Below are 23795 nucleotides of genomic sequence, written 5' to 3' on the forward strand. Positions count from 1 at the left end.
CAACATAAAATATAATCTTTTGTTAAAAATTAAAACATCCGTACCCAATTTACGACCTCCGTCCGTTCGAGTAAAAATTATTTGAAGAATAATTTTGTATCGAGACCATGAGAAGTTTATTTTTTCATTTAGTGTTGAATTAAAAATTGTTTTGCTATAGATAATTATTTATTTTAGCATAATAATAAATTGCCAAATTTATAATTTAAAATTTGTATTTATTCTAAAAAAAATATTAATGAATAATAAAGTTAGACTAATTGATATTATTGATACCCAAACATTAACCGCAGTAACATCTTCTATTGATATTTCTTTTGGGGAAATTGGTTCAATGTACCCTGATGAATTAGAGATCAAACCGGTATACCAGAGACTTTTTAGATGGTCTGAAACACAACAGTCTCAATTTATAGAATCATTAATTTTGGAGCTTCCAATTCCTCCAATTTTTGTAATTGAAACAGAATCGAGGCAATACGATCTAATTGATGGACTTCAAAGAATTTCATCGTTTTTACATTTCCTCGGATTGTTGGAATCTGATAGATATCCTAAAGGACATAAATTAAAGCTTCAAAATTGTGATATTGTTAAAGAATTAAATGGAATTACATTCGATGATTTATCTCCTGCTTTAAAAATTAAAGTGAAGCGTAGTTATGTAAGGATGCAAATAATAAAAAAAGAGAGTCCAAAACGTTTGAAATATGACATGTTTAAAAGGTTAAATACTGGTGGTCTATTACTAAGTGCGCAAGAAATAAGAAATAGCACAATTAGATTACTAGATGAAACTTTTATCAACTATATACAAGAAATCAAATCTTATCCTAGTTTTAGAAATACAATTAAGTATGTCATGGATGAGCAAATAAATGAACAATTTGACGATGAGCTAGTATTAAGATTTTATACTTTAAAAAATGCCGATTTAAAATTTTATCAAGGAACATTAGCTGATTACATGACTTCTTATGCTGAAAATGTTGCAGATAATAAAGTTAGTTTTGATTACGAAAAGGAAAGAGTATTATTTTATAAAACATTTGATTTATTGGATAAAATATTTCCTAATGGAGAAGTTTTTGTAAACTTAAATGACAAAGGATTCCAAAAACAATTTTTAGCTTTCCATTTCGAAGCTTTTTCACTTGCAATGTCAAAGTTTTCAGAAAAAGTTAGCATTGATAATCATGATTTAATTAGAAAATTACGAGAAGATTTTCAAACTTTAAAAAATTCAAACTCTTTTAAGTTAATAACAAAAAATGAGAAAGAAAAAAAGAACAAGTGGGAGTAAGTACCTTAAATTTTTTAATGAAAGAGTTAATGCGGTTTCTCAAATAATAAAATCGAATATTCAATGACGTCTTTAGATATTGAAGAATTAAGAGAGTTGATTGAAGAAGACTTAAAATGGCGAAACGATGAAGTAGCTTTTTTTAAATAATTTAATAAACAATATTAATGAATCAACATTAGAAAAAACAGAGGAAAAAAAGCTATTTATAGAAAAAAGTCTACTTCTTAATTTATATGCAAATTTTGAAGGGTTTTTTCGTTTCTCAATGGAAATATATGCTCAAGCATTAAATGAATCAAATATAGATTTACACAAAACTATAAATGTTTTGTTAGTATCTTGTTTACATTCTGAATTTTCTAAATATGACGATTCTAATCGATGGATAATTCAAACCAATGAAGAAATTGGTAAAGTGAATCAGCGAATTATTAATAGGCAAATACTTCTTGAAAATATAAATAATACTACCCGAATAAATAAATTACAATTACCAATTTCAACAAATCATCAAGACAAAAATTCAATCATTCATACAGAATCTAATTTAAATCCAATAGTTATAGACAAAATATTATTTAATTTAGGTTTGCATAACAAATTAGGATTAGCTTCTACCGAATTTAATGAATTAATGGGAAGAGTATCTTCTTTTGTGAAGAAGAGAAATGGAATTGCACATGGGGATAATAAAAATGAATATAAAAACGGTTTATCTAGTCAAAAATTTGAAGAGTATAAAACAATGTATACTAAAATAACTGAATTAGTAGCACCATTAATTTCAAAATCATTAAATGAAAAACTTTACTTAAAACCTGAGTATCGATAAAAAATTAATATATCATAAAAAACTTGTCCTCTTGAGGTTTTTCCATTAAAAAAAACAAACTCCCAATCCCATCCTATTCAAAAATATTTTTATATTTGTCACACGAATAAGAAAAAACAAAATGATGATCTATAAAAATAATCCCGCATTTCATGCGCATACTTCCGGCACTACCGGTTTCCACAAAAAACTTCAATTGTAACCCACAACGTACTGACCTCAAAAAACGGTAGCGTAGTCCGTTAGATCGTTCAGAGAGTTTGAAGGCTGTTTCAACCGTTTAGAAAAGACATTCAAGCATTCAGTAGAGATCAGCAACCACTTTGTTAGGGCATTCAAGTGCTTTGTAAGGGCAGTCAACCGTTCAGAAGAGACAATCAACCAGTAAGAAGAGCCGATCAACCAGTCCGAAGAAGCAATCAACCACTCCGAAGAGCCGATCAAGTACAATTTGTTATTTTACAGTGTTTTACAGCCTTTTGAGAAAAATGAATTTATTTAACAATCCATATACATTAGACTTCAATTATATTTTTAACACAAAAAATCAATACCATTATGAAAAAAAATCAGGTAATACGTGACTTCAATATGTCAGATGCTGTTCTGAAACAAAAAGCAGATGAATTGATCGCTTTAATCGACAGAGACATCACCGAATTTACAGACCGTGGCTACAACGCCGCCAAAAAAAGCTGAACTGACAACCGCAAGAAACACGGTAGACAATTTCCCAAACGATGAACAGCTGGAAGCCATCAAAATGAATCTTACCGAAAAAAAAGATGCCGCCAGAAACGCCCTTGAAAAAACCATGCGCAGTATTTTTAATAGGGCTGAAAATGTTTTCGGGCTCTACAGTGCCAAATACAAGGAGTTTGGTGACGCCGGGATCAGTCAGCAAAGCGATGCAGAGATTGTGCGTGTTGCCAAGATCATGAGCCTTACGGCAGAGAAATACCTTACCGAACTTTCGGACGAAGGTCTTACTTCAGAGAAAATCGCAACGCTTATTGCCCAACGCAATGCTCTGGATGTCGCTATAGACGCACAAGCCCAAGGTGTTTCCGATCGGGATGTCGCCGCAGAAGGTCGGATAGAAGCACTCAACAAACTTTATCAACTGCTCACAAAATATACAGGCATTGGTAAAGATATTTTCTACGAAACCAACGAAGCCAAATACAACGATTACATCATCTACGACACTCCAAGCGGACTGCCGGAAACTCCACCGGTAGATCCGTTGTAAATGATGTGGTAACCGTTTTATAATTTGTAAAAGTATCTGTTCAATAGGGTCGGGCTTTAGCCCGACTTTAAAATAATTTTACAATAATGGCTTTAGCCTAACTTAAAATCATTTTGGCTAAAGCCAATTGCATTATTTAATCTGGTAAATGGGCTGAAGCCCATTTCTATTGATAAGAAAAGTTCAGAAAAAATAAAAGCAACTGCCACGACGACAGTTGCTTTTTTTACCTCTATATTTTATTGAAGCTTAAAGATTCAAAGCTTTCTGATATGCATTTTCCAATCCATCAAGATTTTTTCCTCCTGCTGTGGCAAAGCCAGGATTTCCTCCGCCGCCGCCCTGGATTTCTTTTGCCAAATCTTTAATCAATGCTCCCGCCTGATAAATTCCAGCTAAATCATCAGAAACGCCAACGGTAATCATTGGTTTTCCATCTGCGTCGGATAGAATAACCGTAATGGAAGTCGGGATTTCTTTCTTTAACTGGAAGACGATATCTTTTACCGAACCGGCATCCAAAGAAGTTCTTTTTACCAGAAGTAATTTATCGCCTTTTTGCTCGTAAGCTCCTTTCCAGTTGCCGATCTCTCCTTTGGCTTTTTCTTTTTTCAAAGTATCGACTTCAGATTTTAATGCAGCATTTTCTTCGATTAATTTCTCTATAGAACGTACGACATCTTTAGATTTTAACAATTGAGAAAGCTCGGCAATCTGTTTTTCAAGATTTTTGAAATATTCTTCGGCTTTATCTCCCGAAATAGCTTCGATCCTCCTGATTCCTGCCGCGGCAGAACTCTCGGAAACGATTTTAAAATGACCGATTTCGCTGGTGTTTTTCACGTGGGTTCCTCCGCAAAGTTCCATAGAAGTTCCAAACTGGATCATTCTTACGCTATCACCATATTTTTCACCGAATAAAGCCATGGCTCCTCTTTCCAACGCTTCTTTAATCGGAATATTTCTGAATTCCTGTAAGGCAATACTTTCCTTGATTTTGGCATTCACTTTATCTTCAACCAAGGTCAATTCTTCCTCGGTCATTTTATTGAAATGGGAGAAGTCAAAACGAAGATAGTCAGGACCGACAAATGATCCTTTCTGTTCCACGTGGGTGCCCAGAACTTCTCTTAATGCTTCATGCAACAAGTGAGTTACTGAGTGATTAGCCTGCGAGTTTCTTCTTTCTGCAATATTTACTTTAGCATAGAAAACAGCGCCTGCATCTTTGGGAAGACCGTTGATTAAAGAAATGATTAATCCGTTTTCCTTTTTTTGTTTCCAACACTTCGAAGCTTTCCACTGCGTTTTCAAGGACTCCTTTATCACCCACCTGGCCACCGCCTTCAGGGTAGAAAGGAGATTCGCTGAGAACAACCTGGTAAAACTCTCCGTCTTTATTTTCTACTTTTCGGTATCTTGTAATGTAAGTTTCAGATTCAAATTTGTCGTAACCTACGAAGTTTTCAGGTTCTTCTTCTAAAGTTACCCAATCATAGACTTTTTGTGCAGAATCAGCTTTTGAACGTTGTTTCTGTTCATTTAAAGCTTGTTCAAAACCTTTTTCGTCAATGGTTAATCCTTTTTCCTCCGCAATAATTCTGGTAAGATCATCCGGGAAACCATAGGTATCATATAATTCAAAAACTTCTTCAGTAGGCAATACTTTAGAATTGCTGGCAATTGTCTGCTGGATCAGTTTTTCAACTCTGATCAATCCGTTTTCAATAGTTCTGAGGAACGATTCTTCTTCACTTTTAATAACCTCTGAAACCAATTTTCCTTGTTTTTCAAGCTCAGGGAAGAATGTTCCCATCTGCTCCTGTAAAACAGCGACTAATTTATAAAGGAAAGGTTCTTTCATCCCCAAGAATCGGTAAGAATAAGAAATTCCTCTTCTTAAAATCCTTCTGATCACATATCCGGCACCTCCGTTTGAAGGCAGCTGTCCGTCAGCAATTGCAAAAGAAACTGCTCTTATATGGTCTACCACCACACGGATGGCAATGTCCTTTTCGTCTTCTAAAATTCCGGTGTATTTTTTCCCTGAAAGTTCTTCCACTTTTGCAATCAGCGGCGTAAAAACGTCAGTATCATAATTGGATGATTTTCCCTGAAGGGCCATGCACAGACGCTCGAAGCCCATTCCCGTATCAACGTGTTGTGCAGGAAGTTTTTCTAAAGTTCTGTCGGCTTTTCTGTTGAATTCCATGAAAACGAGGTTCCAGACTTCCACTACCTGAGGATGGTCGTTGTTGACCAGTTCAAGACCCGAAACTTTTGCTTTTTCTTCAGGCGTTCTAAGATCAACATGAATTTCTGAGCACGGTCCGCAAGGTCCGCTTTCGCCCATTTCCCAGAAATTATCTTTTTTATTTCCGTTGATGATTCTGTCTTCGGAAATGTGTGATTTCCAGAAATTATAGGCATCCTGGTCCCTTTCCAGGTTTTCTGAAGCATCTCCTTCAAAAATTGTTACATATAAGTTTTCTTTAGGAATTCCATACACTTCCGTCAGCAATTCCCAGGCAAAAGCAATAGCATCTTTTTTTAAAATAATCGCCGAAAGACCAGTTTCCCAACATTTCAAACATGGTGTGGTGATAAGTGTCGCGGCCTACATCATCCAGGTCATTATGCTTTCCGGATACTCTCAGACACTTCTGTGTATCTGCAATTCTCGGGGCAGTAGGTGTTTTGTAGCCCAGGAAAAAATCCTTGAACTGAGTCATTCCCGAATTGGAAAACATTAGAGTAGGATCATCTTTCAGCACAATAGGTGCTGAAGGAACGATGAGGTGATCTTTGCTTTTAAAATAATCTAAAAATTTTTGACGGATCTCTTGTGATGTCATAATTTATATTGCTTTGCTTTTTACAATTTTGATAAGATGCAAATTTAGTTTTTTTAAGCGATTTTCTTCTAAAATGTGATACAAATCTATATATATGCTATGCTCGCAAAAGTTTATTTTAAATATAGATGTGTTTTTCTTTCGCAAGGGCGTTCTGCTCAGCAAATTTTCGCAACCATGCTTTATTAAAAACAACATGCTTTAGTAATTAAAATAAAATTTAATGCTTATAAAACTTCACTAAAATATGGTAAATATCAATTCCAATTAATTTAAAATTACTTTAGCTAAAGCGCCAGTTATGCGCAGTCAATTGTATTACTTTTTGATTTAATACTCATTTGCTGAGCAGAACGCCCTTGCGAACGGAAAATCTGGCCCTACCATTAATAAATTCTTTGCTATCCTTGCGTTAAATAATAAATGAATCAAATGGAATTTGTTAATTCTTTTCTATGATCAATAAGCATGATGAAATATTTGATTTGCGAAATCCGTTTCCCAGTATTTTTCGTATATCATTATGTAGAAAATCAGATTCCATGTGCTATGATTGTTATAGACATTATCACTGATCTGCTATTAAAATTAGTCCGAAATTTGTAAATAAGAAGTTGCGGATTTGAAAGGCAAAATATTTGAAATGAATAAAAAAGTTAAAATGAAAAACATATTAATATTTCTCGGCGTGATGCTGGGAATAGCAGTATTTGCAACAAGCTGCGGAGATTCAAAAAAAATGAAATCTAGCGAATCAAAAAAAGAAAATGAGACCATTATGGACAATAAAAATGTAAAAGAAGTTTATTTTGCAGGAGGATGTTTTTGGGGAACAGAACATTTCTTTCAACAAATACGAGGAGTCGTAGGAACGGAAGTAGGATATGCCAACGGAAATAAGCAAAATCCTACGTATGAAGAAGTAGTCAGCCACACAACCGGTTTTGCCGAAACGGTAAAAGTAAAATACGACCCGGAAGAAGTTGACCTTAAACTTTTAATCGATCTTTATTTCAAAACCATTGATCCTACGAGTTTAAACAAACAAGGAAATGACAGAGGTGATCAATACAGAACCGGAATTTATTCTACCGATAAAGAAACCGAAGCTATTGTAAAAGCCGAAGTGGCGAGATTAGCTAAAAATTACAGTAAGCCTGTATTGGTGGAAACCATTCCTTTGAAAAATTTTTATAAGGCAGAAGATTATCACCAGGATTATCTGGATAAAAATCCGGGAGGGTACTGCCACATTGAACCGGGATTATTTGAAATGGCGAGAAATGCCAACCCTCCAAAGAAAAAAGAAGTGAAATATCAGAAACAGGATAAAAAAGTTTTAAAGGAAAAACTGACTGCCGAACAATATAACGTAACGCAGGAAAACGGTACGGAAAGAGCTTTCCAAAATGAATACTGGGATGAAACTCGTGAAGGGATTTATGTAGACATTACCACCGGAGAGCCATTGTTTATCTCTACTGATAAGTTTGAATCCGGTTGTGGTTGGCCGAGTTTCTCAAAACCAATCACAAAACAATTGATCGATGAAAAGCTGGACCGTTCACACGGAATGACAAGGGTAGAGGTAAGAAGTAAAACAGGAGACGCCCATTTGGGACACGTTTTCAACGACGGACCTGCGGATAAAGGCGGACTTCGTTACTGTATCAACAGTGCTTCCCTGAAGTTTATCCCGAAAGCGGAAATGAAAGAGAAAGGCTACGGAGAATATATTACTCTGCTGGATAAAGATAAAAAGTAAGTATTTAAGTGAAGTGATTGAGGAGGCTGCCGAAAGGCAGTCTTTTCTTTTTTTATATCTGGTCAGAACATAAGTGTCATTCTGAACGGAGCGTAACGAATAAAATCTATTATACTAAAAGAAATCTCTGCATTTGAAACCTTTCTTTAATGCTGAACATAGAAATATTTAAAAATAATAAAAAGCCGAAAATGATATAATAAGCTCCGTGTGGAAGTTTAGAAAAGTTTTCAAAAATTGTTTGATAATACTGTCTTTTTATAAAATCATAAGTTTCATCCGTAAAGGTCGATTCGTGATAATCCATGAGAACATTATTACAAAGAAGACATTCTTCTTCTCCTTCAGTTTTTGGACTTTTATAATTCACAGTTGCAAATACATTTCCTGTTTTTTCCAAATCCAACGCATACGTTTCGTGTTTTGCAATTGCCATGTCATTTAATAAAGAAACAAAATCACCGTATGTATTATTTTTATCTAAAATAAATTCTATTCCGGTATTTTTTTCATTACGTTTTTGGAGAGACTTAATTTCCGAAACATAAAATTTTGAATATTCTTTTGCTTTTGAAGGATCAACTTTTATTTTTTTATAATCCCAGTTTCGTACGGATTCAAAACTGTATATATCATTGCTATTATCTTTCCTTAATTTGGCAGGAATTCCGATATCAATGACATTATACTTCGTTTTATCAACGTATGGATTAATATAATACCAAAATAGAATGGGTACAATAAGAGCGCTGATGATTCCTGGAAAATAATATATCTTTTTCATGCATAAGTTCTTTTGAGTTGAAGATTTTCTTTAATGCTGAACATTGAAATATTTAAAAACAGCAAAAACCCAAAGATGATGTAATAAGTTTGATTGGGAACGTGATCGATGAAGGTTTCAGGTTTGATGAGATTTAATACTAATTTTTCTTTATAATATTCGTTATCAACCACACAAGTTCCGCCACTATTATAATCTCTCCTGGTGGCGTTCGGATCTTTGTACATATGGACCGCAAAGAAATGATTGGTTTTCTCCACGTCTACGCCGTAGGCTTCCTGTTTTGCCAGCTTCATGGCATCAATCAGGGCGATAAAATCCTGATAGTTGTTTTTATCCCCGATCACAAATTCAATTCCCGTTTCCTTCTCATTTCTTGCCTGAAGTTTTTTTAATTCCGAAACATAGTATTGTTGATTTTGTAGAGCAGTATTAGGCTGTACAATGATTTTTTTGTAATTCCAGTTTCTGTAATGCTCAAATGTTTCGAGAGAATCCGTTGCTCCAGCTCTTAATTTTGCGGGAAGTCCTAAATCCATTACCGTGTAAGGTTCATGAACCCTTTGGCTTCCATAAAACCAAAATAAAACAGGGATCAGTAAAGCACTGATCAATCCCGGAACATAGTAAATCCTTTTCACGACATCAATTCTTTTATTAAATATAAATAAAAACTTTTCATAAAAATAAAAAAAGTGACCCGAAGAACGAATCACTTTCAAAAATAATCTAAATATTTTGTTTTTCTGATGTTATAGTAAAAATTACCAGTCTCTTTTTCTTAAAATCCAGTACGATCCGAAAATGAAAATAGCGCACCAAACCAGGCAGGCAATCATGCTTTCTGTAGGATAGTGGAATTCGTATTTCATGCCCATCATTTTTGCCATATTCAGTCTCATCATAGGATTAGGAATAAGGCTGGACATACTTTCCAGAGGTAAAAGGTGAGTGATAAAGAAATCATTCTGAAGAACTTCATTTCTTTGAGGTCCCTGCATTCCTTTCACTTTCATGAAAACTTCAATGCCGGATAAAATACCTTCTCCAATCCAAAAGATAAAAAGGGCAAGAAAAACAAAAACCGATTTCCTCAACAAGATTGAAAGAAACATCAGGAAACAGAAGAAAGTAAACAGTTTCACAAAATAATTTCCGATAAAGAAAATTTCCTCAAAAACCTTTGCAGATTCCGTTGTATTTGAATATTTGTATCCAAGAAACATGGTGATCACAAAAACAATGACTGTAGAAACTATGGTAAAAACACTGATCGTAAGTAATTTAGAAGAAATAAATTCTTTTCTGCTCAGTCCGTCGATGGTATTTTGCTTAAACATCCGGTTGCTGAATTCCTGTGAAATGGAAAAAACGATGATTAGTCCAAGGAAAATCTTCAGCAAAGCAACAATCCAGGTTGTAAAATTCCATATTTCAGGGAAATTATAAATGCCCTGTTCCTTCAGGTTGATGGTTCCTCCGAAAAGATCAAAATCGATCAGTCCGATAAAAAGCAAAGCAATCAGAATCGCAAAATACAGGATCGTAAAAATCTTGAATGGCTTGTAGTTCAGATTTTTGTAATATTCTAGTTTTAATAGTTTTATCATAATTATTTTGTGTTTTTTACAAGTTCAAGGAATTGAGATTCAAGGGACATTTTTTTCTTAGTTAAATGAGAAACAAAAATTCCCTGTTCAGCAAGTTTCTGATTCAGAGCCGATGCAGAAATAGAAGCATCATCACGGATCTGCGCTTTCAGAATGTCACCGTCCTGATTAACCGCTGTAAACCATTGAAGTTCATTCAAAGCATTTAAAAGCAATGTATTGTTGTCTGCTTTCAATTCGAAATAGCCGTTGTTTGCGGTCATTTCATCCACTCTTCCGCAGTAGATTGAATTTCCTTCTTTCAATACAATCACGTGACTGCAAATCTTTTCGATCTCATCCAAAAGATGGCTGGCAATAATAATAGTGATTCCCTGTTTGGCAATATTGCTGATGATCTCCCGAATCTGGATAATTCCTTCAGGATCGAGGCCATTCGTCGGTTCATCCAGAATCAAAACCTCCGGATTGTTCAGCATGGCAGATGCAATAGCCAGACGTTGCTTCATTCCTAAAGAATAGGTTTTAAAGGCGTCTTTTTTCTCTCCAGAAGACCTACCGTCTGAAGAACTTCATTAATCCTGTAATATGGTGTACCTTTTATTTCTGCAACGATTTTCAGATTTGTTTCAGCGCTCAGATAAGGATAAAAATTAGGTTGCTCGATAATAGCCCCGATTCTCTTCAACGTATCCGGATCCGTTCCCTTCTTTCCAAACCAGTACCAGTCTCCACTTGTAGGATTAATGGTGGAAAGCAACATCCCGAACGTTGTTGATTTTCCGCTCCCGTTGGGTCCCAATAAACCATAAACATTCCCTTTTTCGACGTCAAAAGAAATATTGTTGACCACAATTCTTTTGAACTTTTTAGTAAGATTCTTTACTGATAAAATTTTTTCCATGTAATTTGTTTTACATAGTAGTAGTCTATGGTAATATTGAATTGTTACAGTTTTTATGTTAAATCAATTTAAATTTAATTTCAAATATGTTATTTTTGATCGTATTAATGGATAGTTTATGAAATTAGTCGATTTAGCAAAAGAACTGAATGTTTCTGCAGAAGCTATAAAACAGTTCATCCAGGATTTTGATCTCGATCTTGTGGATTGTATCAGCACCAATTTTGAAATACAAAAAGACTTTGAAAAATTTGCCCGTGAAAATATCGAATTTTTAAGGCTTTATGAGAAAGATCTCGACAAGACAAAAACGCTCGAGCAGATCGCAGAAAAAATCAATCAGCCTAAAGAAAAGGTTGAAAAAGTAATTAAAGAATCGGATCCTAATATTTTTGATAACGGTTTTTTTAAATCTTCAATTTCCAGCTACGGAATAGATAACAGGCTTGGCGGAAATTACCAATTTGTATATAATTATTTCGGACATAAAACGAGTTTGCAGAAAAGAGATTTTATCGGATACAGGGATCTGTTTTTCCATATTTCCGGTATTTTGGAACCTTTCCTGAATCCTCAGCAGATTAAAGACTGGGGAATCAATAAACCGGCAGGGATTATTTTGTACGGACCTCCGGGAAGCGGGAAGATTTTCTGGGCCACCAAAATTGCTGAAATTATCGGCTATCAATTTAAAGAAGTTAAAAAACATTATCTCGGAACTTCTTTTGTTGACGGAAATCAGACCAACTTCAACGATTTTCTGGTAACCATGATGAAAGAAGATAAAGTATTGCTGTTTATTGAAGATTTTGATGATATTATGATGGCCCGAAAAGCGGAAAATAATGTCGCTTCCTGTAATCTTGAAACGCAGGAAATTATTCTTCACTACATTTCAAAATTTGAACAGGAAGAGCTTTTAATGGTAGGTTCTGCCAATTCCGTGGCAGAAATAGACGAAGAAATTCTGGCTCCCGGAAGGTTTGATGTGATGATTCCTATTTTTCCGCCCAATCTTGCCGAAAGATCAGAAATCATTTTGTATGCGATGACCAGAAATCTGGAAAAAGACTCTCTTTTATTTAAAATTTTAAAAAATAACAAAGCCGATAAAATTCCTTTTTGGCACGGAATTTCTGCCCAAATGAAAGTTTTCAGCAACACCATGCTGATCGATTTTACACAAAGCCTTAAAAAAAGAATTAAGAATCTTTATCAGAAAACAAAGGACGAAAACCTCAGGATCGATCAAAACCTTCTGAAAGGCGCTTTAAGAGACGCTGCGGGAAAACTGACAGAAGAATATCTGGATCAGATCGCCAGATTTTTAAGTGATGTTATTATTAATAATTTCGATCAGTTTCAGAATAGGGTGAAAGAGCTAAAAGCCGAGCTCGACTCCTATAGAACTGTTGAAGAGCCACGAAGAGTAATAGGTTTTTCTCACAATGAAGAGGAAGATAAAAGTAAGTGAATGACTTGATTAAAATTAAGCCTATACTTTAAAAAATCTGTACTTTTGCAAAAATAAAAAATCGTGATAAACAGCGACCAGATAAAAGAAATTCAGTTAAGAATTGATGATCTCCATAAATATCTTCAGATTGATAAAAAGAAGATAGAAATAGCCAATGATGATGAAAAAACGGCAGCTCCTGAATTCTGGGATAACCCGAAAGAAGCAGAAGCATTCCTGAAGCAGCTCCGTTCCAGGAAAAAATGGGTGGAAGCCTATGAAGAAATTCATACGCAGTTTGAAGACCTGCAGGTTTTGGTAGATTTCGCCAAAGAAGATCCCGATTCCGAAAAAGAACTTGATGAAACTTTTCCTCAATTGGTAGAAAAAATTGAAGATCTGGAATTCAAAAATATGCTTTCCAATGAAGGCGATGAGCTTTCTGCGGTATTGCAGATCACAGCCGGAGCCGGAGGAACCGAAAGCTGCGACTGGGCTTCGATGCTTATGAGAATGTACACGATGTGGGCCGAAAAACAAGGCTACAAGATCCGCGAACTGAACTTTCAGGAAGGTGATGTGGCCGGTGTAAAAACAGTAACACTGGAAATTGAAGGAGAATTCGCGTTCGGATATCTTCGCGGTGAAAATGGTGTTCACAGATTGGTAAGGATTTCTCCTTTCGACTCCAATGCCAAAAGACATACAAGCTTTGTTTCGGTATATGTCTATCCTTTGGTAGATGATACGATTGAAATTAACATCAATCCTGCCGATATTTCCTTTGAAACGATGAGGTCTTCCGGAGCAGGTGGGCAGAACGTTAACAAAGTGGAAACAGCTGTTCGTCTCCGTCACGCGCCGACAGGAATTATTATTGAAAACTCGGAATCCCGTTCACAGCTTCAGAATAAGGAAAAAGCCATGCAGTTGCTTCGTTCCAGATTGTATGAAATGGAATTGGAAGAAAGAATGAAAGCCCGTAACGAGATCGAAGCCAACAAGATGAAAATCGAGTGGGGAAGCCAGATCAGGAATTATGTGATGCATCCTTACAAACTGGTAAAAGATGTGCGTTCCGGATACGAAACCTCCGATGTGGATTCTGTAATGAACGGAAATCTTACGCCGTTTCTCAAAGCGTTTCTCATGGCCGATGGAACCGCGGTTTCGGACGATGATATGGACTTATAAAACTCATATTTAAATTTCGTTAAAATCTGAGAATAAATTTCGGAATGACGTTTATTAATCCTATTTTTGTTACTTATCAAAATGTATGGAAGATTTCACTAATTGGAAAGATTTATTAAATCCTGAGTTCTATATAAAACTTGGAGGATTTTGGCTTATTCTGTTTATTATTTTTGCTGAAACAGGTCTTTTTGTAGGATTTTTTTTACCGGGAGACTCACTGCTTTTTGTTTCGGGGATTTATTCGATTGACATTATGAGAGAAACTTTCGGATCTACAGGAAGTGACTTCTTCGACACGTTTATTTTGGCCTCGGCTGTTGCCATAGCGGCAATCATAGGAAATGAAGTTGGCTACTATTTCGGAAGAAGGGCAGGTTCTGCCCTATACAAGAGACCGGATACCTGGTTATTTAAGAAGAAATATCTGTATCAGGCTCACGATTTCTTTGAAAAGAACGGAGCGCTGGCTATCATTATGGCGAGATTCCTGCCGGTGGTAAGAACTTTTGCGCCCATCGTTGCCGGGATCGTAAAAATGGATAAGAAAGATTTCTTGAGAGACAATGTCATCGGTGCTGTACTTTGGTCGTTTTTACTGATCTTCGCGGGACATTATCTGGATAAACTCTTCATAGACCAATTCGGGATCGATCTGAAGAAAAAGCTCGAACTGATTATTATCGTTATTGTTTTAATAACAACCGTACCGGTAATCCTTAAGTTTTTATTTGGGAAAAAACAGGATTTCTCAAAATATGAAAACCATAAATTCGACGACGAAGAATAAGAATTTAATGTAAATAATACCAGCCTGCCCATCAAAGGGCAGGCTTTTTTTATGTACAATCCGAAACGCAAGTAAAAGAAAATTACATTAATGGTAATGGCGTTTTTTTATCAACCAACGATCAACTATTAACGATCAACCATCATCATTCATCAATCATGATTTATCCATTCCAGAATATTCGGATAAATAATGCTGTCCCTTTTTTTCTTGTTGAAGAATCTTGGCGCATGTCCTGTATTGTTCATGAAAACAAATTTATGCGGAATATTTTGAGCCGTTAATACTGAATCTAAAGCTAATCCTTGTTTCTGATTCACCAGAAAATCCTGATTTCCCTGGAATATCAGAGTGGGAACGCTGGAAACATTGGAAATCGGGCTGGCTTCTCTGAACTCTTCAGATAAATTTTTCCGGTGAAACTTCGTCCCCACAACTTTTTGAATCGTGGGTGAAGAATATTTAGAATAAAATGAGTTCAGGTATTCCGGAGAATAAAAATCAGTAGGTGCACTCATAGCAATAATCTTTTTGATCTGCTCTGGATGTTGATATCCATACAATAACGTAAGGTGCCCACCGGCGCTTTCACCCAGAAGAATATAATTGTCAGGTTGAAGCTCTGCTTTTTCTGCCAGTTCATTGAATTTTCTAATGACCGTATCTATGTCTTCCAGCTGCTCTCGATAAGTGACCTTCTTTGATTTGGAAACCAGACGGTAATTCATATTGATGCTCGGAATGTTATGGCTAAAAAGCATTTTCTGAATCTGGATCATGTGCTCCTTTCGTCCGTATTTCCAGGCACCGCCATGAACGATCAGCACTACCGGAGAATTTTCCGGATAATCTGACGGAAGAAAAATATCCATTTTCTGCCTTTTGTCTTCACCGTATTTCAGATTGTATATTTTCTGTGCGTTATTTGTTCCAACCCAGACTCTGAATTTTGTATTGCAGGAATTCAATACAAAGCTGATTAGTCCCAGAACGAAAAAATGATACTTTAAAACCAGCTTTTTCATGAAATAAATCTACGAATATTTGAATTAAATAGAAAGCGGGACAAAAATTTTAAATCAATTGATGACTCTATTCATGTATAAATTGAGCCTCTTAAGCTTATGAACAAGCCTTTTTGCCTCAAATTTGAGCCTTTTAGATTCACCGTTGAAGGTAAAAGGGTGGTTTTTCATCCTTTTAGGCTGGTGAATGACCCTTTTTGCCTGGAATTTGAGCCTTTTAGGCTCGCCGTTGAGTATAAAAGAGTGGTTTTTCATGCTTTCAGGTTCATTAATAACCCTTTTAGCCTGGAATTTGAGTTTTTCAGATTCACCGTTGAATACAAAAGAACGATTTTTTTAACCTTTAGGGTCGTAATAACTCTTTTTCGCATGAAATTTGACTATGCTTATTCGTTAATAGTCATAACTAAACTTTATTCTGAATGAATTAATATTAATTACACAGAGTTTTGATATTAATTCTTTTAAAACCTCTATGAAATCATAGAGCAAGTCGAATTAAATAATTATTTTTGTTCTTAACAATTATTAAAAAAATATTAAATTTATGGCATCTGGTTTTTTTGCTATTTTGGATGATATCGCAGCGCTGATGGATGATGTGGCAGTTACAAGTAAGATTGCAACTCAAAAAACAGCAGGAATTCTGGGAGATGATCTGGCTGTAAATGCCGAGAAGGCAACGGGGTTTCTTTCGTCCCGCGAGCTTCCTGTATTGTGGGCCATCACAAAAGGATCTTTTCTTAATAAACTGATTATTTTGCCTGTTGTATTTTTGCTAAACTGGCTATATTCCCCGGCGATCAATTATGTACTGATCCTGGGTGGCTTATACCTTGCATTTGAAGGGATGGAAAAGATTATTGAATATCTGTTTCACCGCGACAAAAAAGGGCATGAAGTAGAGGAGGAAATCGAGGAAAAAGATCAGAGTCCTGAAGAAATAGAAAAGGCTAAAGTAAAATCAGCCATTACCACAGATTTTATTTTATCTATTGAGATTGTAATCATCGCTTTGGGAACGGTACTTGAAGAAAGTCATCCCTTTATTACACAGATTCTGGTAACGAGCTTAGTGGCATTTATTGCTACGGTAGGGGTCTATGGAATTGTTGCGCTGATCGTAAGAATGGATGATGCCGGATTTAAATTAATTAAAAAGAGTAATGATAAAGGATTCTTCGGTAAGTTGGGCCATCTGTTGGTAAAAGCGTTACCGATTGTCATCAAAGCACTGGGGGGTTATCGGTACGATTGCACTAATCCTGGTTGCCGGAGGCATTTTTGCACACAGAATAGATTATTTTCATCATTTACTTCCCACCTGGCCGTTTATCCTGAAAGAGCTTGTTTTTGGAATAGGAGGCGGACTTCTTGCAGTTGCTGTTTTCACGGCAGGGAAAGGATTGATTTCTCTGGTTAAAAAGAAATAGAATTTTTGATAAATAAATGATTATACGATTAGGGGCGGCTTCGAAGAAGCCGCCCCTAATCGTATAAAAAAAGAGGCTAAAGCCTCTTTAAATATTAGTTGAATAAGTCTTTCACTTTATCAAAAAAAGTTTTTTCCTTTCCGGATGGTTCAGCAACCATTTCGCCACTGCTCATCTGCTTCTCAAAGAAATCTTTCTGTTCTTTCGTTAGCTTCTGAGGCGTCCATACATTAATGTGGATGAACATATCTCCTGTTCCGTAGCTGTCGATACTTGGAAGTCCCTTGCCTGCAAGTCTCAGTATTTTTCCCGACTGGGTTCCGGCATCTACCGTGATCTTTACTTTTCCGCCAACGGTTGGTACTTCTCTTTTTGTTCCTAATGCTGCTTCGGCAAATGAGATATATAGTTCCTGGTGAAGATTATCTCCCTCTCTTTTGATGGTTTTATCTACTTCCTCCTCGATGATTACCAAAAGATCTCCCGGAATTCCTCCGAAAGGAGCATCATTACCTTTTCCTCTTACATTAAGCTGGATTCCGTCTCTTGCTCCCGCAGGAATATTGATGGTCACTTCCTCTTCATCTTTGATAAGGCCCTGTGCATTGGCGCCCGCCGGAATTTTATCGGCGACTTTACCAATTCCCTGACAGGTTCCGCAGGTAGTCTGTGTCTGCATCTGGCCAAACATCGTGTTCATTACCTTCAGCTGAACTCCCGAACCGCCGCAGGTAGGGCAGACTTTTGAAGTAACGCCGGCTGCCATCTTCATTTTTTTGACTTTGATGGTTTTCTGTGTTCCGTTCACCATTTCGTCAAGGTTCAGCTTGATTCTGATCCTCAAATTGGAACCTTTCACCTGCTGACGGCCACCTCCGCCGCCGCCAAATCCTCCGAAACCACCACCGAAAATATCACCGAACTGACTGAAAATATCTTCCATGTTCATTCCGCCACCGCCAAAGCCGCCACCGAAACCACCGTTTCCGCCCACGCCGGCATGACCAAACTGATCGTATCTTGCACGTTTCTGTTCGTCACTCAGCACTTCATATGCTTCTGCAGCTTCTTTGAATTTTTCTTCAGCATCTTTATCACCGGGATTTTTATCAGGGTGAAATTTGATGGCCATTTTTCGGTATGCTTTCTTTATTTCGTCGGCTGATGCAGATTTACTGATCTCAAGAACCTCGTAATAATCTCTTTTTGACATGTCTTTTCTATGAGTAATTAGTAATCAGCAATGGGTAATAATCAAAATTTCTTATTACCCATTACTTATTGCTTATGTTAATTTCCTGTTACTACTTTTGCAAAACGAATCACTTTATCTCCCAAAGTGTAACCTGTTTCAATAACATCTACGATTTTACCTTTAAGATCTTCCGATGGTGCAGGAATCTGCGTAATCGCTTCATGGAAATCTACATTGAAACTGTCGCCTGCGTTCACTTCCATCGCTTTCAGCCCTTTTTCCGTCAGCTTGCTTTTGAATTTGTTGTAGATCAGTTCAACACCCTGAAGATCCGAAGGATTACCATTTTTAGCAATTTCCTTTAATGCTCTTTCAAAGTCATCCAGAACCCCCAGCATAGACACCATCATATCCTGATTGGCATATTGGAAAAATTCCATTTTTTCCTTGGATGTTCTTTTTTTATAGTTTTCAAATTCGGCGTACAGTCTGATGTAACGGTCTTTTTCTTCTGCCAAAAGTTCTTCGGCAGTAGGTTTTGCTGTCACATTGTCTTGTGTTGTAGCTTCATTCTGAATATTCGTTTCTTCCTGATTATTGATGCTTTCTTCGTTGATATCCTGATTTTCCATAATTCAATATTTATTTGCATTATGATTGACAAAGATTCTGCCAAAAGATAAAGGGTGACAATAAGGCAGATAAAGGCTGGGAGCAGGAAGTTAGAAGTTGGAAGTTGGCGCGAGACCATCAATCATCAATTATCATTCATCAATCATTTTTAGGAGCTTTATCGCGCTATCCACTCATACTCCTCGCGCAACCGCCATCTTTCAGAGCCAACGCGTGCTGTGGGGTATCCGTTACTATCGCGGCTAGGTAGACTGCGTCATTATAAATAGGATTTTCCGGACTAAACTCCCTGACCAAAAAATGTCTGATAAAGAAGATAAACATTTAAAACAATGATAATAAAAGAAATAATCCAGACACAGACTTTTAAGAAAGGTTTGTTCACAAATTCTCCCATTTTAGCCTTATCACTCGTAAACATTACCAAAGGAACAACCGCAAAACTGAGCTGCATCGATAAAATAACCTGACTTAAAACCAAAAGTTCCGTAGTCCCTTCTTCACCATATAAAATGGCTACAATCAGTGCCGGAATTACAGCGATTAATCTTGTAATCAGACGTCGCAACCAGGGTTTTAATTTAATATTTAAAAAACCTTCCATGACGATTTGTCCGGCCAGAGTGCCTGTTAAGGTAGAATTCTGCCCCGAAGCCAATAAGGCGATGGCAAAAACAATACTTGCCATCGATGCTCCCAAAATAGGAGTCAGCATTTTATAAGCATCATGAATATCCGCGACATCATGATTTCCGGAAACATGGAAAGTAGCAGCAGCCAAAATAAGAATAGCTCCGTTAATAAAAAAGGCCAGCATGAGAGAAACTGTACTGTCTAATGTTGCAAATTTGACAGCCTCTTTCTTGCCTTTAGCATTACGCGGATAATCTCTTGTCTGCACTATGCTGCTGTGTAAATAAAGGTTGTGAGGCATGACGGTAGCCCCTAATATTCCTATTGCAATATAAAGCATTGCCGGATTTTTTATGATTTCAGCTTTAGGAACCAAACCTCCCATCAGCTCATTGATTGCAGGCTTTGAAATCACCAGTTCATAGATAAAGCAGGCGAGAATAATAAAGATGAGTCCCCCCCACAATACTTTCTATCCACCGGAAGCCTTTGGCCTGTAAAAGCAAAATAAACAATACATCAACAGTGGTGATGACAATTCCCCAGGTTAGAGGAATCTGAAAAAGAAGATTTAAAGCAATGGCAGATCCTATTACTTCTGCAAGATCACAGGCTGCAATGGCAATCTCACAGAATATCCATAATATAAAATTGGTTGTCGGACTGAAATGATCTCTGCAAGCCTGAGCAAGATCTCTTTCCGCCACAACTCCCAGTTTTACGGAAAGATGCTGCAAAACCATGGCAAAAATATTGGAGATCAATATCACCGAAAGTAATGTATACCCGAATTGTGCACCGCCGGCAATATCTGTTGCCCAGTTTCCGGGATCCATATAGCCTACCGCAACCATAAGTCCCGGTCCTGCAAAAGCCAGATATTTCCTCCAGAAACTGCCATTCTGGGGAACTTTCACTGAGGAGTAAACTTCAGATAATGAATTGGATGTTTTATCTTTTCGCCAGGCGTTTTTTAAATTCAGGTTCATAAATGTTAGGAATGACTAACAAATGTAATTAAATAAATGAAAACTACAAAATCATAAATAAAGATCCCGAAAAACATTCCGGGATCTTTAGATATATAAATTTGAATTATTTTGTGAATCGTACTGCCATCTTACGGTCAACGGCTCTTTCTGCATCAGAAGCAGAAGCATCAACGGTTGCGAATTGACTTCCGTAGCCATCCGCTCCTGTAATCTGCGATCCTACGCCTTGTTTATCCAGCCATGATCTGATGAAGCTGGCCCTGTCAGCAGATAATTTTTGATTTTTAGCTTCATCTCCTGTTTTATCTGTGTATCCTCCGATTTTTATTTTGGCTTCAGGATATGCTTTTAAAATTGCCACTAAATTTTGCAGCTGTCCTTCAGAACCTGATTCAAGTTCAGTAGCGCTTCCCATTTTGAAATTAACGTGGTCAAAGTTATACCATGTGTCTTTTAAAGCATTATCATCTTTTGCATTTTTATAACCGTCTGATTTCAGAAAAGCAATCATGCGGTCTTCCATACCTCCTTTATATCCTTTTAAAGAAGTTCCGTTTAAATCAATATTTTCATCTACCTGTGTTGCTGAGATTCCTGTTGCAGTGTCAGTAGTGGTGTTTACGGTATCTGTAACGACTTCACCAGAATCGGTCATTGTTGAAGTAACTGTTGTTTCTTTTTGCTCACACTGCCTCCAGATAAAATATGCAGCGGCAATTAGAAGCAGTAATGGTAAAAGCCATTTCCAGATTGATCCGCCTCCGGTATTTGTATTTCTGTCCGGAAAAGTTCCGTTAAGTGTAGTACTTCTTGTTACCTCAACTTTTGGCTCTTCTTCAGCCGGCATTTTGATGGCGTCTTTATCATTATCAAACTTATATCTTGCATCCCAGTCACCCATACTTAAAGAGGCAAATGATAAACCTGCAGGTAATAAACTAGAAACAATACCCTTCTGATCACTAAGGAGATTTGAAATTCCTGCTTTATCCAGATTATTATCGGCAGCATATTTTCCAATCGATCCTACAGCAGCCCCTGTTACCAAATTTAAAAGAGAACCTGAAGAATTATTGCTGATTCCCGCATAAGTCGCAACAGAATTAATTAATCCATTCAGCTTATCCCCAAAAATATGAGTCAATACGCTGGCTATAGAAGAGTTGTCCGCAGAATTACCTATAACATTCCCTAAAATTCCACTGGAAGAGGAATTCATAATAGCATCCAAAACGAGAGGATTATCGGAGTTATTAGCAAGACCTCCTACAACGGCGGGTAGTAATCCTCCAATTGCTTTGGAGATATCAGATTCACTTTCTCCGTACTGTGAGGCAGCCTGAGAAACCAAAGCCGGACCAAGCTGTCCTTTAATAAGATCAATAATGTTTAGAGACATAATAAAATATTTTGAGATTAATGTTGTGTAATGCAATCAAAAACTTGTCCAAAACAGTATATTTAAAAAAAATCTGCAAAAATCGATTCAATTTTTGCAGATTTAATAAAGTTTTTATAATTGATTTTAATATGCCTTGGCAAATAAAACCCTTCTTTTGGATGGTTTTCCGGAAATCAGAGAAATTCCTTCTTCAACATCATCATCTAAGGGAATACATCTGATGGTTGCTTTGGTTTCTTCCTTGATTTGCTCCTCTTCTTCTGCAGTTCCGTCCCAATGGGCATAAATGAATCCTCCTTTCTCTTCCAGAACTTTTTTTAAATTCATCATAGGAATCAACTTTGGTGATATTTTCTTTTCTGAAGTTGACGGCTTTAGTGTAAAGATCTTTTTGAATGGTTTTTAATAATTCTTCAATATAAGAATCCAAACCGTCAATAGAACGAACTTCTTTTGTTAAGTTATCTCTTCTTGCAATCTCTACTGATTTGTTTTCCAGATCTCTTGGTCCCATCGCAATTCTTACAGGAACACCTTTCAGTTCATATTCGGCAAATTTCCAGCCCGGTTTATTTTGAGTGTCATTATCAAATTTCACGGAAATTCCTTTTGCTCTTAATTTAGCCTGAATATCCAGAGCCACCTCACTGATCTGTTCCAATTGCTCTTCTCCTTTAAAGATCGGAACAATAACTACCTGAATAGGAGCCAGCGTAGGAGGCAGCACCAATCCGAAATCATCGGAATGGGTCATGATTAATGCTCCCATCAAACGGGTTGATGTTCCCCATGATGTAGCCCAGGCATGTTCAATTTTACCTTCTTTATTGGTGAATTTTACGTCAAAAGCCTTGGCGAAATTCTGTCCTAAAAAGTGAGACGTTCCTGCCTGAAGGGCTTTGCCATCTTGCATTAATGCTTCAATACAATACGTCTCGTCAGCTCCGGCAAATCTTTCTGACGGAGTTTTCAATCCCTGAATGACAGGCATTGCCATAAAATTTTCAGCAAAATCTGCATAGACTTTATTCATTTTTTCAGCTTCTTCAACAGCTTCTTCTTTAGTAGCGTGAGCGGTATGCCCTTCCTGCCAAAGGAATTCGGCTGTTCTCAGGAAAAGACGTGTTCTCATTTCCCAACGAACTACGTTGGCCCACTGGTTGATGAGTATCGGTAAATCTCTGTACGATTGGATCCAGTTTTTATAAGTATTCCAGATAATGGCTTCTGAAGTAGGTCTTACGATAAGTTCTTCCTCAAGCTTGGCATCAGGATCCACAATAAGCTTGGAAGGATTGTCCGGATCTGTTTTTAACCGGTAATGGGTAACAACAGCACATTCTTTAGCAAAACCTTCTGCATTTTTTTCTTCAGCCTCAAATAAGCTCTTGGGCACAAAAAGCGGGAAATATGCGTTTACGTGACCTGTTTCCTTGAATTTTTTATCCATTTCATCACGCATTTTCTCCCAGATTGCATAGCCGTATGGTTTGATGACCATGCATCCTCTTACTCCTGAGTTTTCAGCTAAGTCGGCTTTTACCACCAACTCATTATACCATTTGCTGTAATCTTCGCTTCTTGAGGTTAATTTTGCCATTAATTTTTTTTTAATTTTTTTAACTTTTTTCTATTATTGTTATCTAAAAATAAAAATCTATTTTTGATAGATTTTTGTACCCTGTTAATGGTACATTTTTGGTACAGACTGCAAATATAATTTAAATTAAAAAT

15 protein-coding genes and 5 pseudogenes are annotated in these 23795 nt (G+C 36.7%); 9 read left to right on the forward strand and 11 right to left on the reverse strand.

Annotated elements, in window-relative coordinates:
* The first annotated feature begins 238 nt into the window (after nucleotides 1–238).
* The 4 genes from AAHI02_RS20175 (at nucleotide 239) to AAHI02_RS20190 (ending at nucleotide 3390) form a co-directional block, all read left to right on the forward strand.
* Entirely contained in the window at nucleotides 239–1303 is a 1065-nt protein-coding gene (locus AAHI02_RS20175) for a DUF262 domain-containing protein (RefSeq protein ID WP_346984688.1), read from the forward strand.
* Nucleotides 1304–1466: 163 nt separating this feature from the next.
* A complete protein-coding gene (locus AAHI02_RS20180; RefSeq protein ID WP_346986645.1) occupies nucleotides 1467–2138 on the forward strand; it encodes an MAE_28990/MAE_18760 family HEPN-like nuclease in 672 nt (223 codons plus the stop codon).
* 558 nt (nucleotides 2139–2696) lie between these two features.
* On the forward strand, nucleotides 2697–2837 hold the full coding sequence (locus tag AAHI02_RS20185; RefSeq protein ID WP_346984689.1) for a hypothetical protein: 141 nt from the start codon (nucleotides 2697–2699) through the stop codon (nucleotides 2835–2837).
* Nucleotides 2809–3390 (forward strand): hypothetical protein, encoded by a 582-nt coding sequence (locus AAHI02_RS20190; protein WP_346984690.1) that lies wholly within the window; start codon nucleotides 2809–2811, stop codon nucleotides 3388–3390. Before AAHI02_RS20185 ends, AAHI02_RS20190 begins: the two co-directional genes overlap by 29 nt.
* A 249-nt stretch (nucleotides 3391–3639) precedes the next feature.
* Here AAHI02_RS20190 and alaS read toward each other — a convergent pair.
* A pseudogene (alaS, locus tag AAHI02_RS20195) lies at nucleotides 3640–6245 on the reverse strand (alanine--tRNA ligase).
* Between the two features lie 661 nt (nucleotides 6246–6906).
* Here alaS and msrB point away from each other — a divergent pair.
* Nucleotides 6907–8010, forward strand: a complete 1104-nt coding sequence (gene msrB, locus AAHI02_RS20200; RefSeq protein ID WP_346984691.1) for a peptide-methionine (R)-S-oxide reductase MsrB — start codon at nucleotides 6907–6909, stop codon at nucleotides 8008–8010.
* Nucleotides 8011–8119: 109 nt separating this feature from the next.
* On the opposite strand, the gene AAHI02_RS20205 is transcribed toward msrB, so the two are convergent.
* From AAHI02_RS20205 to AAHI02_RS20220, 4 genes and pseudogenes are all read right to left on the reverse strand, one after another.
* Complete coding sequence (locus AAHI02_RS20205; RefSeq protein ID WP_346984692.1) at nucleotides 8120–8794, reverse strand: hypothetical protein; 675 nt, start codon at nucleotides 8792–8794, stop codon at nucleotides 8120–8122.
* Nucleotides 8791–9435 (reverse strand): hypothetical protein, encoded by a 645-nt coding sequence (locus AAHI02_RS20210; RefSeq protein ID WP_346984693.1) that lies wholly within the window; start codon nucleotides 9433–9435, stop codon nucleotides 8791–8793. The genes AAHI02_RS20205 and AAHI02_RS20210 overlap by 4 nt, the downstream gene beginning before the upstream one ends.
* A gap of 123 nt (nucleotides 9436–9558) precedes the next feature.
* Nucleotides 9559–10404 (reverse strand): ABC transporter permease subunit, encoded by an 846-nt coding sequence (locus AAHI02_RS20215; RefSeq protein ID WP_346984694.1) that lies wholly within the window; start codon nucleotides 10402–10404, stop codon nucleotides 9559–9561.
* A gap of 2 nt (nucleotides 10405–10406) precedes the next feature.
* A pseudogene (locus AAHI02_RS20220) lies at nucleotides 10407–11308 on the reverse strand (ATP-binding cassette domain-containing protein).
* A 118-nt stretch (nucleotides 11309–11426) separates the two neighbouring features.
* On the opposite strand from AAHI02_RS20220, the gene AAHI02_RS20225 reads away from it, so the two are divergent.
* From AAHI02_RS20225 to AAHI02_RS20235, 3 genes are all read left to right on the forward strand, one after another.
* Nucleotides 11427–12782: an AAA family ATPase gene (locus AAHI02_RS20225; RefSeq protein ID WP_346984695.1), complete on the forward strand. Its 1356-nt coding sequence runs from the start codon at nucleotides 11427–11429 to the stop codon at nucleotides 12780–12782.
* A 63-nt stretch (nucleotides 12783–12845) separates the two neighbouring features.
* Nucleotides 12846–13958: a peptide chain release factor 2 gene (gene prfB, locus AAHI02_RS20230; RefSeq protein ID WP_346984696.1), complete on the forward strand. Its 1113-nt coding sequence runs from the start codon at nucleotides 12846–12848 to the stop codon at nucleotides 13956–13958.
* Between the two features lie 85 nt (nucleotides 13959–14043).
* Nucleotides 14044–14748, forward strand: coding sequence for a VTT domain-containing protein (locus tag AAHI02_RS20235; protein WP_042720913.1), 705 nt, complete (start codon nucleotides 14044–14046; stop codon nucleotides 14746–14748).
* Between the two features lie 152 nt (nucleotides 14749–14900).
* On the opposite strand, the gene AAHI02_RS20240 is transcribed toward AAHI02_RS20235, so the two are convergent.
* Nucleotides 14901–15773: an alpha/beta hydrolase gene (locus AAHI02_RS20240; protein WP_346984697.1), complete on the reverse strand. Its 873-nt coding sequence runs from the start codon at nucleotides 15771–15773 to the stop codon at nucleotides 14901–14903.
* A gap of 547 nt (nucleotides 15774–16320) precedes the next feature.
* Here AAHI02_RS20240 and AAHI02_RS20245 point away from each other — a divergent pair.
* Nucleotides 16321–17206, forward strand: a pseudogene (locus AAHI02_RS20245) (DUF808 family protein).
* A gap of 94 nt (nucleotides 17207–17300) precedes the next feature.
* Here AAHI02_RS20245 and dnaJ read toward each other — a convergent pair.
* From dnaJ to proS, 5 genes and pseudogenes are all read right to left on the reverse strand, one after another.
* Entirely contained in the window at nucleotides 17301–18419 is a 1119-nt protein-coding gene (dnaJ, locus tag AAHI02_RS20250; protein WP_346984698.1) for a molecular chaperone DnaJ, read from the reverse strand.
* 77 nt (nucleotides 18420–18496) lie between these two features.
* The gene (locus tag AAHI02_RS20255; RefSeq protein WP_346984699.1) at nucleotides 18497–19033 is read right to left on the reverse strand and encodes a nucleotide exchange factor GrpE; all 537 of its coding nucleotides are present in this window, start codon (nucleotides 19031–19033) and stop codon (nucleotides 18497–18499) included.
* A 281-nt stretch (nucleotides 19034–19314) separates the two neighbouring features.
* A pseudogene (locus tag AAHI02_RS20260) lies at nucleotides 19315–20656 on the reverse strand (Nramp family divalent metal transporter).
* Between the two features lie 106 nt (nucleotides 20657–20762).
* A complete protein-coding gene (locus AAHI02_RS20265) occupies nucleotides 20763–22058 on the reverse strand; it encodes an OmpA family protein (RefSeq protein ID WP_346984700.1) in 1296 nt (431 codons plus the stop codon).
* 126 nt (nucleotides 22059–22184) lie between these two features.
* Nucleotides 22185–23661: pseudogene (gene proS / locus AAHI02_RS20270) on the reverse strand (proline--tRNA ligase).
* Nucleotides 23662–23795 lie beyond the last annotated feature (134 nt).

Source organism: Chryseobacterium sp. POE27 (assembly GCF_039727685.1).
Taxonomy (GTDB): Bacteria; Bacteroidota; Bacteroidia; order Flavobacteriales; family Weeksellaceae; genus Chryseobacterium.